At 66.3% G+C, this 15,505-nt stretch carries 16 protein-coding genes; 8 read left to right on the top strand and 8 right to left on the bottom strand.

Translation table 11 applies throughout. The features are described from left to right. Nucleotides 1-8: 8 nt before the first annotated feature. Together CEW88_RS12450 and CEW88_RS12445 are read right to left on the bottom strand one after the other, a co-directional pair. The gene (locus CEW88_RS12450) at nucleotides 9-797 is read right to left on the bottom strand and encodes an SseB family protein (RefSeq protein ID WP_108967232.1); all 789 of its coding nucleotides are present in this window, start codon (nucleotides 795-797) and stop codon (nucleotides 9-11) included. After that, nucleotides 794-1,390, bottom strand: a complete 597-nt coding sequence (locus CEW88_RS12445; RefSeq protein WP_108967230.1) for a uracil-DNA glycosylase family protein — start codon at nucleotides 1,388-1,390, stop codon at nucleotides 794-796. The genes CEW88_RS12450 and CEW88_RS12445 overlap by 4 nt, the downstream gene beginning before the upstream one ends. Nucleotides 1,391-1,601: 211 nt before the next feature. On the opposite strand from CEW88_RS12445, the gene CEW88_RS12440 reads away from it, so the two are divergent. Next, nucleotides 1,602-2,261, top strand: coding sequence for an ABC transporter ATP-binding protein (locus CEW88_RS12440; protein WP_092426167.1), 660 nt, complete (start codon nucleotides 1,602-1,604; stop codon nucleotides 2,259-2,261). Beyond that, nucleotides 2,239-3,870, top strand: coding sequence for a capsule biosynthesis protein (locus tag CEW88_RS12435; protein WP_108967228.1), 1,632 nt, complete (start codon nucleotides 2,239-2,241; stop codon nucleotides 3,868-3,870). The genes CEW88_RS12440 and CEW88_RS12435 overlap by 23 nt, the downstream gene beginning before the upstream one ends. 85 nt (nucleotides 3,871-3,955) lie before the next feature. Here CEW88_RS12435 and CEW88_RS12430 read toward each other — a convergent pair whose 3' ends face one another. The 4 genes from CEW88_RS12430 to CEW88_RS12415 all read right to left on the bottom strand — a co-directional run bounded on the left by CEW88_RS12430 (nucleotide 3,956) and on the right by CEW88_RS12415 (nucleotide 9,107). Next, nucleotides 3,956-4,531, bottom strand: coding sequence for an NADPH-dependent FMN reductase (locus tag CEW88_RS12430; RefSeq protein WP_108967226.1), 576 nt, complete (start codon nucleotides 4,529-4,531; stop codon nucleotides 3,956-3,958). A gap of 221 nt (nucleotides 4,532-4,752) precedes the next feature. Beyond that, nucleotides 4,753-5,679: an electron transfer flavoprotein subunit alpha/FixB family protein gene (locus CEW88_RS12425; protein ID WP_108967224.1), complete on the bottom strand. Its 927-nt coding sequence runs from the start codon at nucleotides 5,677-5,679 to the stop codon at nucleotides 4,753-4,755. Then, nucleotides 5,679-6,437 (bottom strand): electron transfer flavoprotein subunit beta/FixA family protein, encoded by a 759-nt coding sequence (locus tag CEW88_RS12420; RefSeq protein ID WP_108967222.1) that lies wholly within the window; start codon nucleotides 6,435-6,437, stop codon nucleotides 5,679-5,681. The genes CEW88_RS12425 and CEW88_RS12420 overlap by 1 nt, the downstream gene beginning before the upstream one ends. Before the next feature lie 357 nt (nucleotides 6,438-6,794). After that, nucleotides 6,795-9,107: a DNA topoisomerase IV subunit A gene (locus CEW88_RS12415; protein WP_108967220.1), complete on the bottom strand. Its 2,313-nt coding sequence runs from the start codon at nucleotides 9,105-9,107 to the stop codon at nucleotides 6,795-6,797. A gap of 192 nt (nucleotides 9,108-9,299) precedes the next feature. Here CEW88_RS12415 and CEW88_RS12410 point away from each other — a divergent pair, with 192 nt between their 5' ends. The 5 genes from CEW88_RS12410 (at nucleotide 9,300) to tuf (ending at nucleotide 13,207) form a co-directional block, all read left to right on the top strand. Continuing rightward, nucleotides 9,300-9,887 carry an SH3 domain-containing protein gene (locus tag CEW88_RS12410; RefSeq protein ID WP_108967218.1) on the top strand — a complete coding sequence of 196 codons (588 nt, stop codon included), beginning with the start codon at nucleotides 9,300-9,302 and terminating at the stop codon, nucleotides 9,885-9,887. Between the two features lie 101 nt (nucleotides 9,888-9,988). Continuing rightward, on the top strand, nucleotides 9,989-10,864 hold the full coding sequence (locus CEW88_RS12405) for an SDR family NAD(P)-dependent oxidoreductase (RefSeq protein ID WP_254694402.1): 876 nt from the start codon (nucleotides 9,989-9,991) through the stop codon (nucleotides 10,862-10,864). 104 nt (nucleotides 10,865-10,968) lie between these two features. Continuing rightward, on the top strand, nucleotides 10,969-11,169 hold the full coding sequence (locus CEW88_RS12400) for a twin transmembrane helix small protein (protein WP_108967216.1): 201 nt from the start codon (nucleotides 10,969-10,971) through the stop codon (nucleotides 11,167-11,169). Between the two features lie 2 nt (nucleotides 11,170-11,171). After that, a complete protein-coding gene (locus tag CEW88_RS12395) occupies nucleotides 11,172-11,747 on the top strand; it encodes a cob(I)yrinic acid a,c-diamide adenosyltransferase (RefSeq protein WP_108967214.1) in 576 nt (191 codons plus the stop codon). A 284-nt stretch (nucleotides 11,748-12,031) separates the two neighbouring features. Beyond that, complete coding sequence (gene tuf / locus CEW88_RS12390; RefSeq protein ID WP_092424762.1) at nucleotides 12,032-13,207, top strand: elongation factor Tu; 1,176 nt, start codon at nucleotides 12,032-12,034, stop codon at nucleotides 13,205-13,207. Nucleotides 13,208-13,419: 212 nt separating this feature from the next. Here tuf and CEW88_RS12385 read toward each other — a convergent pair whose 3' ends face one another. Together CEW88_RS12385 and CEW88_RS12380 are read right to left on the bottom strand one after the other, a co-directional pair. Beyond that, a complete protein-coding gene (locus tag CEW88_RS12385) occupies nucleotides 13,420-13,671 on the bottom strand; it encodes a hypothetical protein (protein WP_108967212.1) in 252 nt (83 codons plus the stop codon). Between the two features lie 185 nt (nucleotides 13,672-13,856). After that, entirely contained in the window at nucleotides 13,857-14,093 is a 237-nt protein-coding gene (locus CEW88_RS12380) for a hypothetical protein (RefSeq protein ID WP_108967210.1), read from the bottom strand. Nucleotides 14,094-14,506: 413 nt separating this feature from the next. On the opposite strand from CEW88_RS12380, the gene CEW88_RS12375 reads away from it, so the two are divergent. Further along, on the top strand, nucleotides 14,507-15,499 hold the full coding sequence (locus CEW88_RS12375; protein ID WP_108967208.1) for a zinc transporter ZntB: 993 nt from the start codon (nucleotides 14,507-14,509) through the stop codon (nucleotides 15,497-15,499). Nucleotides 15,500-15,505 lie beyond the last annotated feature (6 nt).

Below are 15,505 nucleotides of genomic sequence, written 5' to 3'. Positions count from 1 at the left end.
GGTTCCGCTCAGCGCAGGATCGGCGGGCTGTCGGGGTCGGATCCGGGGGCGATGCGCTCGATGCGCGCGGGCTCTTCGATCTCGGGCAGATCAAACCGCAGGCCGACCCGGGTCAGGCTGGCCGCCAGCTCGTCGCTGTCGCGCAGGAAGAGAACGTCGAGCGCCCCGGCCTCGATGCCCGAGAAGACCAGCGCCTCGTTCACCGCGCGCGCCAACGCATCCTCTGCGCCGGGCACCGCGCCTGCGAAAGCGAGGATGTGTCCACGGCCGCCACCCTCGTAGCGCGCCCCGGCGAGCCAGGCGCAGCGGGCAAAGCCCGCCGCGGTGGCGAGCTTGGTGTCGAGCGCCGCAAGCAGCGCCTCGGGCAGGCCGCCGGGCTTGGTGACTTCCTCGATCCGGGCAGCCTCTTCGCGGGGCCCATGGCCGAGGGTTTCGGCCAGCCAATCCACGGCTTCGGCGGGCAGCAGGGTGGAGGCCTCGGAGACCTCAATGTTCACTGCCAAGCCGATGCCCTGGCCGGCCAGCATGTTGGTCACGGCGCGGCCCGAAAGGGCGGCATAGGGCGCGGCACGGCCGACGAATTGCGACAGCCGTTCCTCGCGGTCGAAGACCAGCACGAAGCGGGCGTCGCCGAGGTCGAAGAGCTCGGGCTCGATCTGGTCGCCATCGATCTCGCGGGTGAGCAGCAGAAAGAGCTCGCCGTCGGCCAGGCGCTCGTAGAAGCGCAGGCGGGCGTTGTCATCCTCGGGGGCGGCCTCCATCGCGCTGAGCGCGGCATCAAGCGGTGTGATCGTCATGTCAGAACCTCGCGGACACGGGCGCGCAGGACGGGCAGGAGCTCGGCCTCGAACCACGGATTGCGTTTGAGCCAACCCGTATTGCGCCAGGACGGGTGGGGCAAGGGCAGAGCGTGGGGAAGGTGGGCGCGCCAATTGGCCACCGTCTCGGTGACGCCGGTCCTGCTGCCGAGATGGTAGCGTTGCGCAGCGCCGCCGATGTAGAGCCGCAGCGGCAGGGGGCCGAGCGCCTCGAAAAGCGCGTCGTGCCAGGTGGCGCGGCAAATCGGCGGGGGCGGCAGGTCGGAGCCCTTGGCGTCATAGCCCGGAAAGCAGAAGGCCATGGGCACGATGGCGACGCGGCTCTGGTCCCAGAATTCCTCTTTCGACAGGCCCAGCCAATCACGCAGCCGGTCGCCGGAGGGGTCGTCGAAGGGCCTGCCGGATTTGTGCACCCGCATCCCGGGCGCCTGTCCGGCGATCAGCAGCCGCGCGCCGGGGCGGAACCAGGGCACCGGGCGCGGGCTGTGCCGGGTGGCGGTGGCAGCAAACCGCGCGGCGCAAAGGCGGCAGGCGGAGATGCTGTCTCGGAGGGGGCTCAGGCGCTCGGTCATGCGGAAGAGATAGGTCGAGAGGAATCGGCCTGCCAGTGGCGCGGCGGTCGCGCGATCACGCAGGTGGGCACGACTATCCGCGCATCGGAGATGGTGGGCTGCAGAGGAGGAGGATGTTTCAAAATTTGGCCATAATGTGACCTAATTCGCCAAATATCCGTCACGCATCCCGGGGGCCGGAGTATGTTGGCCCTGTGAAGGGGGTCGGGTGATGATTGAGTTCGATATGGTCAGCAAGTCCTTCTGGACCGGGGAGCGCCGCAAGGTGATCCTTGATCGCGTGTCCTTTCAGGTCACCGTCGGCGAGAGCATCGGCATTCTCGCCCCGAACGGCACCGGCAAGACCACCCTTATTCGCATGATGGCCGGACTCGAGAAACCCGACGAGGGCGAGATCCGCAGGACCTCGCGCGTGTCCTTCCCGCTTGGCTTCATGGGCGGCGTGGTGTCGAAGATCTCGGCCCGCGAGAACGCGCGTTTCATTGCGCGCATGTACGGGCTCGATCCCGAGTACGTCGAGGCCTTCTGCCGCTGGCTCTGCGGGCTCGGCGAGTATTTCGACCAGCCGATCGGCACCTATTCGTCGGGGATGAAGGCGCGGTTCACCTTCTCGCTGATGCTGGCGCTGGATTTCGACATCTACCTGATCGACGAGGGGATGCCGAGTTCGACCGATGTCGAGTTCAACCGCAAGGCCGGCGAGATCCTCGCCGAGCGTCTGCGCACCACCACCATCGTGATCGTCTCGCATCAGCCCGCGATCCTCGAAAAATTTGCCAGCAAGGCGGCGGTCCTGATGGACGGGAAGCTGCACCAGTTTGATACCTTGGAAGAAGCGAAACGGCTCTATGACTACGAAACCCAAGGCTAAGAAATTCCGCATCCGCCGCCCCGAACCGGGGCAGGTCGCCGCCGCGCCGCAGACGGAGCCGCGACCGGCGTCCACTTCACCCGGTCGGGCCGCTGCACCGGACAAGACATCCGGCACGGCCGCGGCGTCACCGAAACCTGCCGCCGGGGCCGCCGATCTTGATGCGATCCGGGCCGAGGGGCTGACCGGGCGCCAGCTGCGCCTCGCCCGGCGGGTGGCGCAGAAGAACGGCTTCGAGCCGGCCTCCGATCTCGACGCGGTGCGCATGCTGCGGGCGCGGGGGATCGATCCGTTCCAGCGCAGCTCGATGCTTGAGTTGGTGGTGCCCGAGACGGGCGGAAGCGGCGGCGCCAAGGGACCGGGCGCCGGGCTGCCGGCGCTGCCCACAGGCAGCGAGGGGTTGCCCGAGCCTGTGGCACCCAAGAGCCAGTTGCCGTCGACCGACACCGCCAGCCCCGCAGAGCGCCGCGCTGCCGAGATCATGAAGATCCAGCAGGAGCTGGCCAAGCGCCGCCGCAAGAAGCAGATGATGCTGCTCGGCCGGCTGGCCTTTTTCGTGACGCTGCCGACGGTGCTGGCGGGCTACTACTTCTACGTGGTGGCGACACCGATGTATGCCACCAAGTCCGAGTTCCTCATCCTCAAGGCCGAGAATTCCGCTTCGTCCATGGGCAGCCTCTTCTCGGGGACGCAGTTCGCCACGAACCAGGATGCCATCGCGGTGCAGAGCTACCTTATGTCCAAGGACGCCATGCTGCGGCTCGACCGCGACGAGGGGTTCAAGGCGCATTACCAGCAGGCGCGGATCGACCCGTTGCAGCGGCTGGACGAAGGGGCCTCGAACGAGGAGGCCTACGGCATCTACAAGCGCAACATCGAGATCGGCTACGACCCGACCGAGGGCGTGGTGAAGATGGAGGTGCAGGCCGCCGACCCCGAAACCGCCGCGCGCTTCAGCCGGGCGCTGATCGGCTACGCCGAGACCCGCGTCGACAACCTGTCGCTGCGCAAGCGCTCCAACGCGGTAACGGATGCCGAGGTCGGGCTCGAAGAGGCGCAGGCCGACCGGCAGGAGGCGCAGGAGAAACTCGTGCGCCTGCAGCAGCAGGGCTCGGTGATCGACCCGGAGGGGCGCATCGCCTCGCTGCGCACCCAGATCAGCAACGTCGAGGTGCAGCTGCAGGAGAAGCAGCTGACCCTGCAGGCACTGCTCGACAACGCGCGGCCCAACAGCAGCCGTGTCGAGGGGGCGCAGGGCGACGTGCGGCGGCTCGAGGCGCTGCTCGTCGATCTCAATGCGCAGATGACCAGCGCCACCACGGGGGAGGATTCGCTGGCCGAGAAGGCGGTGCAGATCCAGCTCGCGCAGGCCGATCTCGCCACGCGTGACCTGATGCTGCAGACCGCGCTCGAGCGGCTCGAACAGGCGCGGCGCGATGCCGAGAGCCAGGCGCGCTACCTGACCACTTCCGTCGAGCCGGTGGCCTCGGAGGACCCGAGCTACCCGCGCGCCTTCGAGAACACGATCCTCGCCTTCCTGATCTTCTCCGGCATCTACCTGATGATCTCGCTGACCGCCTCGATTCTGCGCGAGCAGGTGTCGACCTGAGTGCAAGTCGCGCGCCGACGAGCCAAAAGAAAACGCCCGGTCGATGACCGGGCGTTTTGCTGTCTGCTCAAGGTCGCCGGGCGGATCAGGCGGCCTGCGCGCGCGAGGGCTTCAGCGCCTCGCCCCAGACGGACAGCTCGTTGAACATGCCCTTGAGGCCGTCCACCACGGGCTGTTCGGGGCGCAGCACGCCGTCGTCGCCGATGAAGTTGAACACGAAGGGCACCGGCACCGACTGCGGCAGCGCCATGACGTTCATGTTGACCAGCAGCTGGCGCAGCTCCTGCGCGGCGCGCATGCCGCCGGAGACACCGCCGTAGCTGACCACGGCCGCGACCTTGCGCTCCCATTCCACCGCCAGCGCCTGGATGGCATTGACCAGCGCGGCCGAGGGGAAGCTGTTGTATTCCGGGGTCAGGAAGACGAAGGCATCGGCCTCGGCGATCTTGGCGGCCCATTTCTTCGTGTGCTCGTGCTCGTAGGCCTGGGCGCGCGGGTGGCCGGCCTCGTCGAGCAGCGGCAGGTCGATTTCCTTGAGGTCGACAACTTCGACGTCGAAGCCGTTCTGCTCGCGGGCGAGTTCTTCGACCCACTTGCCGACGATCGGGACGATGCGGCCGGGGCGGGTGGAGCCGAGGATGATTTTCACTTTAAGAGACATGGGAGCTGTCCTTCTGCGGTCATGTGGGAGTGGGCGGCCGGGGAGGGAGATGGCCGTTCCTTGCGCTCCTACCTACGCCTCATTGCCGCGAGGACAATTCGCCCGAATGCACAGCCCGGGTGCATCGGTGCACGAGCGACCGGTGAAATCCCGCTTTTACGGTGCGTGAACGCAAAAGGCCCGCCGGAGTGGCGGGCCCTTCTTGTCTCTCTCGCCTGGGATCAGACCTTGTCGGTCAGCTCCGGCACCGCGGTGAAGAGGTCGGCGACGAGGCCGAAGTCGGCGACCTGGAAGATCGGCGCCTCTTCGTCCTTGTTGATCGCCACGATCACCTTGGAGTCCTTCATGCCCGCGAGGTGCTGGATCGCGCCCGAGATGCCGACCGCGATGTAGAGATCGGGCGCGACGACCTTGCCGGTCTGGCCGACCTGCCAGTCGTTTGGGGCAAAGCCCGAGTCCACTGCGGCGCGCGAGGCCCCCACGGCAGCGCCGAGCTTGTCGGCGAGCTTCGCGATCATCGCGAAGTCCTCTTCCGAGCCGACGCCGCGGCCGCCCGAGACGACGATCTTCGCCGAAGTCAGCTCGGGGCGGTCGCTCTCGGCCATCTTGTCCTCGACCCATTCGGAGAGGGCCGGGTTGTCGCCCGCGCCGATGGTCTCGACTGCGGCCGAACCGCCGGTGCCTGCGGCTTCGAAGGTAGAGGTCCGGAAGGTGATGACCTTCTTTTCATCCTTCGATTTCACCGTCTGGATGGCGTTGCCAGCGTAGATCGGGCGCTCGAAGGTGTCGGCGTCGACCACGGCGGTGACATCGGTCAGGATCATCGCGTCGAGCAGCGCGGCGACGCGCGGCAGGATGTTCTTGGCGTCGGTCGTGGCCGGGGCAACGATGTGGCTGTAATCGCCCGCCAGCGACACGATCAGCGCCGCGACCGGCTCGGCCAGGCGGTGGCCGTAGAGCGCGTCCTCGGCGACCAGCACCTTGGCGATACCGTCGATCTTGGCGGCTTCCTCGGCGGCTGCGGCAGCCGAAGCACCGGCGGCCAGAACCGTGACCTCGCCCAGTTTCGCGGCCGCGTTCACGGCCTTGGCGGTGGCGTCCAGCGCCAGGGCACCGTCGTTGATTTCAGCAAGAAGGAGAACAGCCATCAGAGAGCCCCCGCGTCTTTCAGTTTCGCCACGAGCTCGTCGACCGAGCCCACCTTGATGCCAGCGGCGCGCTCTGCGGGCTCCGAGGTCTTGACGATCTCGAGGCGCGGCGAGACGTCGACGCCGAAATCGGCGGCGGTCTTCTCGTCGAGCGGCTTCTTCTTGGCCTTCATGATGTTCGGCAGCGAGGCATAGCGCGGCTCGTTGAGGCGCAGGTCGGCGGTGATGATGGCGGGCAGGGCGACCTTGATGGTCTGCAGACCGCCGTCCACTTCGCGCGCCACCGTGGCGGCATCGCCCTCGATGTCGAGCTTGTTGGCGTAGGTCGCCTGCGCCCAGCCCAGAAGGCCCGCCAGCATCTGCCCGGTGGCGTTCATGTCGTTGTCGATCGCCTGCTTGCCCATGATGACGAGCCCCGGCGCCTCTTCCTCGACGATCTTGGCGAGGATCTTTGCGACCGCGAGCGGCTCGATGTCGGTGTGCACATCCTCGGCGGCGGTCACCAGGATGGCGCGGTCGGCGCCCATGGCCAACGCGGTGCGCAGGGTTTCCTGGCTCTGCTTCACGCCGATGGAGACGACGACGACCTCCTCGGCCTTGCCGGCCTCCTTGAGACGGATCGCCTCTTCGACGGCGATCTCGTCGAAGGGGTTCATCGACATCTTGACGTTGGCAAGATCGACGCCCGTGCCATCCGCTTTCACGCGGACTTTCACGTTGTAGTCGATCACGCGCTTCACGGGCACAAGCACCTTCATGAGCGGATCTCTCCCTTGGTTTCGCCGCGCGGGACGCGGCACTTCGTATTCTCCCGTGGGGTGATAGCGAAGTGAACGCTGGGGAAACAGAGACAATTTGCGCAAGCGCAGCAAAAGGACGCTGCGTTTTCGCGAGGTCATGGCCTCTGATGCGGTGGCATGTCGCGGCGGAAATTCGAAGGGTCGGAAACGCATTCAGGGCGATTTCGCCGAGTGCCTGAAAATTAGGCGACCACGTTCCGGTTCCTCGCGCAGGTTCTGTTGGCCGGTGGAACCATGCTCTGCGCATGATTCGAGGGAGTGCCTGCGGGCGAGCTGACGAAGCAGAAGGGCCGCCCGGAGGCGGCCCTGTGCGGATCAGGTGAAGGTGTTGTTCCTGGGGAAGCCCCGCGGCGCCATGCGGCCCGCAGTGGCGCGCTTGGCGATCCACTCGCTGAGGTCCGTCTCGGTGCGGGTGCGCCCGGCCGGGTCCTTCCAGCTGAGACCGTCGGCCAGCGTAAAGGTGGTGATGTCCGACAGGCCGCCATCCTTGTATTTCTGCAGGCGCACGCCCTTGCCGCGGCCCATTTCGGGCAATTCGTCGAGCATGAAGACCAGCACCTTGCGGTTCTCGCCGACCACGGCGACGGCATCGCCCTGCACCGGTTTGCAGACCTTGGCGATCACGTCGTCGCGCACGTTGAGCACCTGGCGGCCGGTGCGGGTCTGGGCCAGCACGTCGGCCTCGGGCACCAGGAAGCCATCCCCGGCAGAGGAGGCGAGCAGCAGCTTGCGGTCCGGGACGTGGCTGAAGATGTCGATGATCTGCGCTTCGTTGGGGAGATCGACCATCAGGCGCAGCGGCTCGCCCATGCCGCGTCCCCCGGGCAAGTTGGCCGCCGAAAGCGTGTAGAACCGCCCGTTCGAGCCGAAGACCAGCAGCCGGTCCGTGGTCTCGGCGTGGAAGATGAAGCGCGGGCCGTCGCCGTCCTTGAATTTCAGCTCGGAGCCGAGGTCGATATGGCCCTTCATCGCGCGGATCCAGCCCATTTGCGAGCAGACCACGGTGATCGGCTCACGCTCGATCATCGCTTCCAGTGGCACGTCCTCGACCTCGCCCGCCTCGGCGAAGCCGGTCAGACGGGCGCCGCGGTCAAGCCCCTTGGTGAAGGCCTTCTTCACGTCGCGCAACTCGCTCGAGATGGTCTTCCACTGCAGATCTTCGCTGGCCAGCAAGTCCTCGAGCCCGGCGCGCTCCTCCATCAGCTTGTCGCGTTCGGCGACCAGCTCCATTTCTTCGAGCTTGCGCAAGCTGCGCAGGCGCATGTTGAGGATGGCCTCGGTCTGCACCTCGGTGAGGCCGAATTCCTCGCCCGACACCGGAGCAGGAGAGACGTAATCGGCCTCGGAGGTCGCCCGAGCGGTCTTCCGGCCCCAGTCCTCGCGCATCAGCGCAGCCTTGGGGTCCTCGTCGTAGCGGATGATGTCGATGACGCGGTCGAGGTTGAGGAAGGCGATGATCAGGCCCTCGAGCACCTCGAGGCGGTGGTCGATCTTCTCCATCCGGTGCCGCGAGCGGCGGCAGAGCACGTCGCGCCGGAAGTCGAGGAAGGCGCGCAGCACCTCCTTCAGCGAGCAGACCTTCGGCGTCACGCCGTCGATCAGCACATTCATGTTCAGCGAGAAGCGGATTTCCAGGTCCGAATTGCGGAACAGCATGTTCATCAGAACGTCGGGGTCGACGTTCTTGGTCTTCGGCTCGAGCACCATGCGGATGTCCTCGGCGCTCTCGTCGCGGATGTCGGCGAGGATCGGGACCTTCTTGGTCTGGATCAGCTCGGCCAGCCGCTCGACCAGCTTGGACTTCTGCACCTGATAGGGAATCTCGGTGACCACGGCCTGCCACATGCCGCGGCCAAGGTCCTCGACCTCCCACTTGGCGCGCAGGCGGATCGAGCCGCGGCCCGTCGCATAGGCCTGGGCGATGTTCTCGCGCGGCTCGACGATCACCCCGCCGGTGGGGAAGTCGGGGCCGGGCACGTAGTTCAGCAGCGTCTCGTCCGCCGCGTTCGGCGACTTGATGAGATGCAGGCAAGCGTCGATCAGCTCGCCGATGTTGTGCGGCGGGATGTTGGTCGCCATGCCCACCGCGATGCCGCTCGATCCATTGGCGAGCAGGTTGGGGTAGGAGGCGGGCAGCACGACAGGCTCTTCAAGGCGGCCGTCGTAGTTCGGGCGGTAATCGACCGCGTCCTCGTCGAGACCCTGCAGCAGCGCCTCGGCCATGATGGTCATCCGCGCCTCGGTGTAGCGCGAGGCCGCCGGGTTGTCGCCGTCGATGTTGCCGAAGTTGCCCTGACCGTCGACCAGCGGGTAGCGGATGGTGAAATCCTGCGCGAGGCGGGCCATGGCGTCGTAGATCGCCGCGTCGCCGTGCGGGTGGAAGTCCCCCATGGTGTCGCCGGAGATTTTTGCCGACTTCAGAAAGCCTCCGGTGGAACTAAGTCGCAGCCGGCGCATTGCATAAAGGATACGACGATGCACGGGTTTAAGCCCGTCGCGGGCGTCTGGCAGCGCCCGGTTCATGATCGTCGAAAGAGCATAAGTCAGATAGCGCTCGCCGATCGCCCGGCGCAGAGTTTCTGCCACGTTACGAGGGTTCATGTTGGGGTCATCGACGATATCATTCATGCATATTGTGATACCCGCGCTGAAAAGCGCGGGCAAGCGATCCCCATCGGGAAATCAGCCAGGGCGCCAAATTTCCCGAATTCCGCTTATCCGAGACGCTGAAATCAACTATGGTGTGTATGGCGCCGAGTATTTGAGCGGCGCGTTTGCGGCCCTTTTCACCCAGCCCTTTCCTGTACGGGAGATTTCAGCATGAAAAGTCTGATGGTCACGACCTTTGCCGCGCTCGGCTGGGCCTGGTACGCATTGTCCGGCGGCGCGAATTTCGAGCCCGGGGCGCACTCCGTCGAACTTCCCAACCTGCTTGCCTGGGGCTTCACCAGCCCGGCGGCGCCGCGTGCGGCCTCGGCTTCGATCGCCAGCGCGCAGACCGCCCCGGAGGTCACCCGCGCCAGCACCGCCTCGCTGGCCGATATTTCCGCCCCCGATTCGCCGCAGCCCGCGGTGACCAAGGTGTCGGCGGAGGCGATCGACGTGTCGCTCGCCGCGGTCCCTGCGCAGCCGATCTCGGCCAGCTTCGAGCCGGAAACCGCGGTTGCCACGCCTGCGGTCGCCTCCGCCGCTGCGACTAATGCGATCTCCGCGGACCTGCGCCGCGTCACCGGCACGCGGGTCAACCTGCGCCACGGACCCGGCACCGGTTACTCTGTCGTCGGGCAGCTCGCCGAAGGTGCCAAGGTCGAGGTGCTCTCGGACCCCGGAGACGGCTGGGTGAAGCTCCAGGCCCAAGGCGGCACCGCCGGCTGGATGTATGACGCCTATCTGAGCGCCGCCAACTGAGCGGCGCCAGGCCCGGCCGCAGAACCCGGCGGCCGATTGCAGCCCGCCGCTGGCTCGCCTATCCCTGCAACAAATAGGCAAGGCAGCACGGCGGGGCAGGCATGATGGCGCAGACAGAGGCGCAGGGTGGGGCAGGGACCCCGCGGAAAACCATTCTCATCACCGGCTGTTCCTCGGGCATCGGCGAAGCTGCCGCCCGAGGTCTTCGCGCGCGGGGCTGGCGGGTCTTCGCCAGCTGTCGGCGCGAGGAGGATTGCGCCCGCATGCGGCTCATGGGCTTCGAGAGCCCGCGGCTCGACTACACCGACGAGGCTTCGATGGCGCAGGCGCTGGCCGAGGTGCTGGCGGCGACAGGCGGCACGCTCGACGTGCTCTACAACAACGGCGCCCATGCCGCACCCGGGGCGCTGGAAGACCTGCCCACCGGCGCCCTGCGCGAGATCTTCGAGGTCAACCTTTTTGGCTGGCACACTCTCACCCGCATGGTGATCCCGGTGATGCGGGCGCAGGGCCACGGTCGCATCATCAACTGCTCCTCGGTGCTGGGACTCGTGCCGATGCCCTGGCGCGGCGCCTATGTCTCGACCAAGCACGCGCTGGAGGGGCTGACGGATGTGCTGCGCCTCGAGATGTCGGACACGCCGATCAAGGTGATCCTGCTTGAGCCCGGCCCGATCACCTCACGCATCCGCGCCAATTCTGTTCCGCATTTCGAACGCTGGGTGGACTGGCAGGCCAGCCCGCGCCGCACGCAATACGAGCGCTCTCTGCTGAAGCGGCTCTACGCACCATCGGGCGGCCAGCCGGATACCTTCGAGCTGCCGGGCTCGGCGGTCACCGAGAAGCTCATCCTCGCGCTCGAGAGCGACCACCCGGCGCCGCGCTACTACGTGACCACCGCGACGCACATCATGGGCACCCTGCGCCGCCTGTTGCCGACCCGGCTGCTCGACGCGCTGATCGCCCGCGCCCGGTGACGAAGGCGCCGCGACGGGTGGCGCGCTAAGGTCGCAGCCGCGCCGGCTTCGCTTTTGGGCCCGAAGCGGCTATGTGGGGGCAAAGAGGATAGGGAGGCTGCGCAATGCAGAAGGATCCGCTGTTTCTGGTCGTGGCCGTCGTGATGATGGCGGTCGTGGGCATCCTGCTCTTCGGCATCGGTTCCTTTGCCAAGGGCGGGGCCTTCAACAAGAAATACGCCAACAAGGCGATGCGCTGGCGCATCATCGCGCAATTCGTCGCGGTGCTTCTGATCCTGCTTTTCGTGTTTATCCGGAGAAGCTGACGATGATCGTGCTCAACAAGATCTACACCCGCACCGGCGACAAGGGCGACACCGCGCTGGTCGATGGCACCCGGGTGCCGAAATACTGCGCGCGGGTCGAATCCTATGGCACGGTGGACGAACTGAACTCGGTGGTTGGTCTCGCGCGGCTGCATGCGGAGGGGGAGCTCGACGCTGCGCTGGCGCGGATCCAGAACGACCTTTTCGACCTCGGCTCTGATCTCGGCCGCCCCGACATGGCGCGCGACGCCGAGGCCGGCTACCCGGTGCTGCGCGTGACGCAGGCGCAGGTCGAACGGCTCGAGGCGGAGATGGACGCGATGACCGCCCAGCTCGAACCGTTGCGCAGCTTCGTGCTGCCCGGGGGCTCGCCGGCCTCGGCTTTCCTGCACCAGTGTCGCACCGTCGCCCGCCGCGCCGAGCGCCGCGCGGTTGAGCTGGCGGCTTCGGAGGAGGTGAACACACATGCGGTGAAATACCTCAACCGGCTTAGCGACTGGTTCTTCTGCGCCGCGCGCATGGCCAATGAGGGCGGCACCGCGGATGTGCTCTGGGTGCCGGGCGCGCACAGGGAGTAGCGGACGGGGGCTCTGCCCCTCCTTAGGCCTGCGCCCAGGTCATCCCCGGGATATTCGGCCCCGGGCGAAGGCTCCGGCGAGCTCGGACTTGGCTTTTCGGGCGCGGACTCTGCCCTGGCGACATGCCGGTTGAGGGCCGGGCGCGCGAAAGCGTGACCGAATTAGCGCGGCTTTGAGGCTGCAGATATCAACAGACGCTTGATTTTCCGCTCCCGACCCAATAAACGGCCCGCGATGCGAAACCGGGTCGCAGTCGACCCCCTAGAGGTGAGACGTCTGGAAAGATGGCAAAGGAAAAGTTTGAGCGCGGCAAACCGCACTGCAACATCGGCACGATCGGTCACGTTGACCACGGCAAGACCACGCTGACCGCAGCGATCACAAAGTACTTCGGTGACTTCCGCGCGTACGACCAGATCGACGGCGCGCCGGAAGAAAAGGCACGCGGCATCACGATCTCGACCGCGCACGTGGAATACGAGACCGACGCGCGTCACTACGCGCACGTGGACTGCCCCGGCCACGCCGACTACGTGAAGAACATGATCACCGGCGCGGCGCAGATGGACGGCGCGATCCTGGTTGTGAACGCAGCTGACGGCCCCATGCCGCAGACCCGCGAGCACATCCTTCTGGGCCGCCAGGTGGGCATCCCCGCCATGGTCGTGTTCATGAACAAGGTTGACCAGGTCGACGACGAAGAGCTGCTCGAGCTCGTCGAGATGGAAATCCGCGAACTGCTGTCGGCTTACGACTTCCCGGGCGACGACATCCCCGTCATCGCCGGCTCGGCTCTGGCCGCGATGGAAGGCCGTGACCCGGAAATCGGCGAGAACAAGATCCGCGAACTGATGGCGGCCGTGGATGAGTACATCCCGCAGCCGGCACGCGCCGTGGACCAGCCGTTCCTGATGCCGATCGAAGACGTGTTCTCGATCTCGGGCCGCGGCACCGTGGTCACCGGCCGCGTGGAGCGTGGCGTTGTGAACGTCGGCGACGAACTGGAAATCGTCGGCATCCGCGACACCAAGAAGACCACCTGCACCGGTGTGGAAATGTTCCGCAAGCTGCTCGACCGCGGTGAAGCCGGCGACAACATCGGCGCCCTGCTGCGCGGCATCGACCGCGAAGGCGTTGAGCGTGGCCAGGTTCTCTGCAAGCCTGGTTCGGTCAAGCCGCACACCAAGTTCGAAGCCGAGGTCTACATCCTGACCAAGGAAGAAGGCGGCCGTCACACGCCGTTCTTCGCGAACTACCGTCCGCAGTTCTACTTCCGCACCACGGACGTGACCGGCACCGTGACCCTCCCCGAGGGCACCGAGATGGTCATGCCCGGCGACAACCTGAAGTTCGCCGTGGAACTGATCGCCCCGATCGCCATGGAAGATGGTCTGCGCTTCGCAATCCGCGAAGGCGGCCGCACCGTCGGCTCCGGCGTCGTGTCGAAAATCATCGAGTGATGCGCTTCGGCCCGGTCCCCGGACCGGGCGGGCATTGCGAAGGGGCCGCCCATCGGGCGGCCCCTTTTCGTTGGCCAGTTGTTGCACGCCGTGGCCGCCCCTGCGGCGCCCGGATCATGAACCGGCACATGAAAAGGCCGACCCGCGAACGGACCGGCCCTCGCGCCGCGATCGGCGCATCTGGGGCTGCGGAGGCCGCAGCCCGGAGTGGCTTATTGCTCTGCCTTGAACTGCAGCGACTTGATCAGCGCGCGGGTCACGCCGGCTTTCTTGGCGGCGCCGCCGTCGGTGTTCTGCAGGGTGCCCGCGACGGCCACCAGCTGCTCGGTGCTCAGCGCCGAAAGATCGGTGCCGGGCAGCGCGCTTTCGATGATGTTGGTCGCGTTCGCAGCGGTGGAGGCCGCAGATGCTGCACCGGTCAGGGCTGCGGTGGCGATCAGGGCGGAGGTGATGAGGGTTTTCATGGGAGGATCCTTCCGTAACATTTTGAGCGGCATTCTTCGATGCCATTTGGGGAGGCGCCGAGGCGCTGGGGACTGTTGCCCCGGGGAGGAGCGGGTCGTTCAGATCGGACGGCCCGCCGTATCCGTCACGCGAGGTGTCGCGTGAAGGGGGAAGCGAGGGCGCGTGGGAGGACGCGCCGCGCCGCTCACTGCAGCGATTTGATCAGGGCCTCGCCGGTGCCGATCTTCTGCGCGGCGCCGTCGACGCGGTCCATCGCCTGGGCAACCGAGACGATCTCGGCGGCGGTCAGACCCGACAGTTCTGCCTGCGGGATCAGGGACAGGATTTCCCTCTGTGCGGCAGCGGAGGTCGAGGTTGCTGCGGAGGCAGCGCCTGTCAAGGCAGCGGTGGCGATCAGTGCGGATGCGATGAGAGTTTTCATGACGACATTCCTATTTCTTGCGGTTGATTGCGGTGGCGTCAGGCGTCGCCGCATCCCTTCTTGCGTCGGGGATGAGGAGTAAATCGTTGTTCTGAGGACATTTATCAAATCACCGGATTGCTCACGGCTGATCGCGAAATCGTGGGCTTGAAAGTGAGCGACCGGCTTCCCACAGGGAGGGAACCTGCAAATTTTCTGAGGAAATGAACTGAGGGGTTTAGTTTCAGGCGCAGATTTTTTGTGAACTAAACTTAAAAAACCCTTGGGTTTCCAAAAAATCACCAGGCCCTGTGCGTTTTTGAACAGCCTGGATCGACGCCCGGGCCCACCCGGTGGAGTCCTTGAAATGGCGTCGAATTTCCGCGCAACCGGGGGCGCTTGTCCTTTGCCTGATCCGGTGTACTTTCTGGCCCATGCAAGAGCTTGTCCCACACCCCGAAAACCTGATCGAAACCGGATTCGTGCTCTCGGGGCCGGACCGTGGGCGGCGCCTGCTACCCCCAGAGGCCCCGGAGGTGTTGCGCAGCGACACGCTGGGCTGGGTGCACCTGCGCGCCGCGCATCCCGATGCGCCGGGGTGGATTGTGGATAACCTCTCGTACCTCGACCCGACGATCATCGACGCGCTGGTGGCCGAGGAAACCCGGCCGCGCATCACCCGCATCGGCGACGGGCTCATCGTCATCCTGCGCGGCATCAACACGATCGAGGGGGAAGACCCCGAGGACATGGTCTCGATCCGCCTGTGGATCGACGAGAACCGCATCGTCAGCCTGTCGCGCCGAAAGGTGCGGGCGGTGGAGGACATTGCGCAGGCGCTCGAACTGGGCAGCGGTCCCGAGGATTGCGCCGCGTTCCTGTCGCTGCTGGTCGAGCGGCTGACCTACCGGATCGAGGCCTTCTGGAGCGGCATCGAGGACGAGGCCGACCAGCTCGAGGAGGACGTGCTCGAGGAGGGGCACGAGGCGATGCGCCAGCAGCTGGTCGAGTTGCGCCGCCGCGCCATCATCCTTCGGCGCTACCTGCTGCCGCAGCGCGACGCCCTGCGGGCCTTGCAGGGCAGCCATCCGGACTGGCTTGAGATCGACGATCTGCGTCAGCTCGAGGAGGAGCTGGATGCGCTGGAGCGGGTGGTGGAAGATGCCGACGCGATGCGCGAGCGCATGGCGCTGGTGCGCGACGAGCTGGCAGGGCAGCTCTCGGACCGGCTGAACCGCAACATGTACATGCTGTCGGTGCTCTCGGCGCTCTTCCTGCCGCTCGGCTTCCTGACCGGGCTCTTCGGGATCAACGTCGCGGGGATGCCGGGCGCAAGCGAGCCGGTGGCGTTCTGGTTGTTCTGCGGCGGACTGCTGATCGTCGTCGCGCTGCAAATGCTGATCCTGCGCAAGCTGCGCTGGATCTGAGGTCCT

Source organism: Alloyangia pacifica, from assembly GCF_003111685.1.
GTDB lineage: Bacteria > Pseudomonadota > Alphaproteobacteria > Rhodobacterales > Rhodobacteraceae > Salipiger > Salipiger pacificus_A.
Note: the sequence above shows the minus strand (reverse complement) of the source record. Positions and strands in the feature narration are given on the sequence as shown.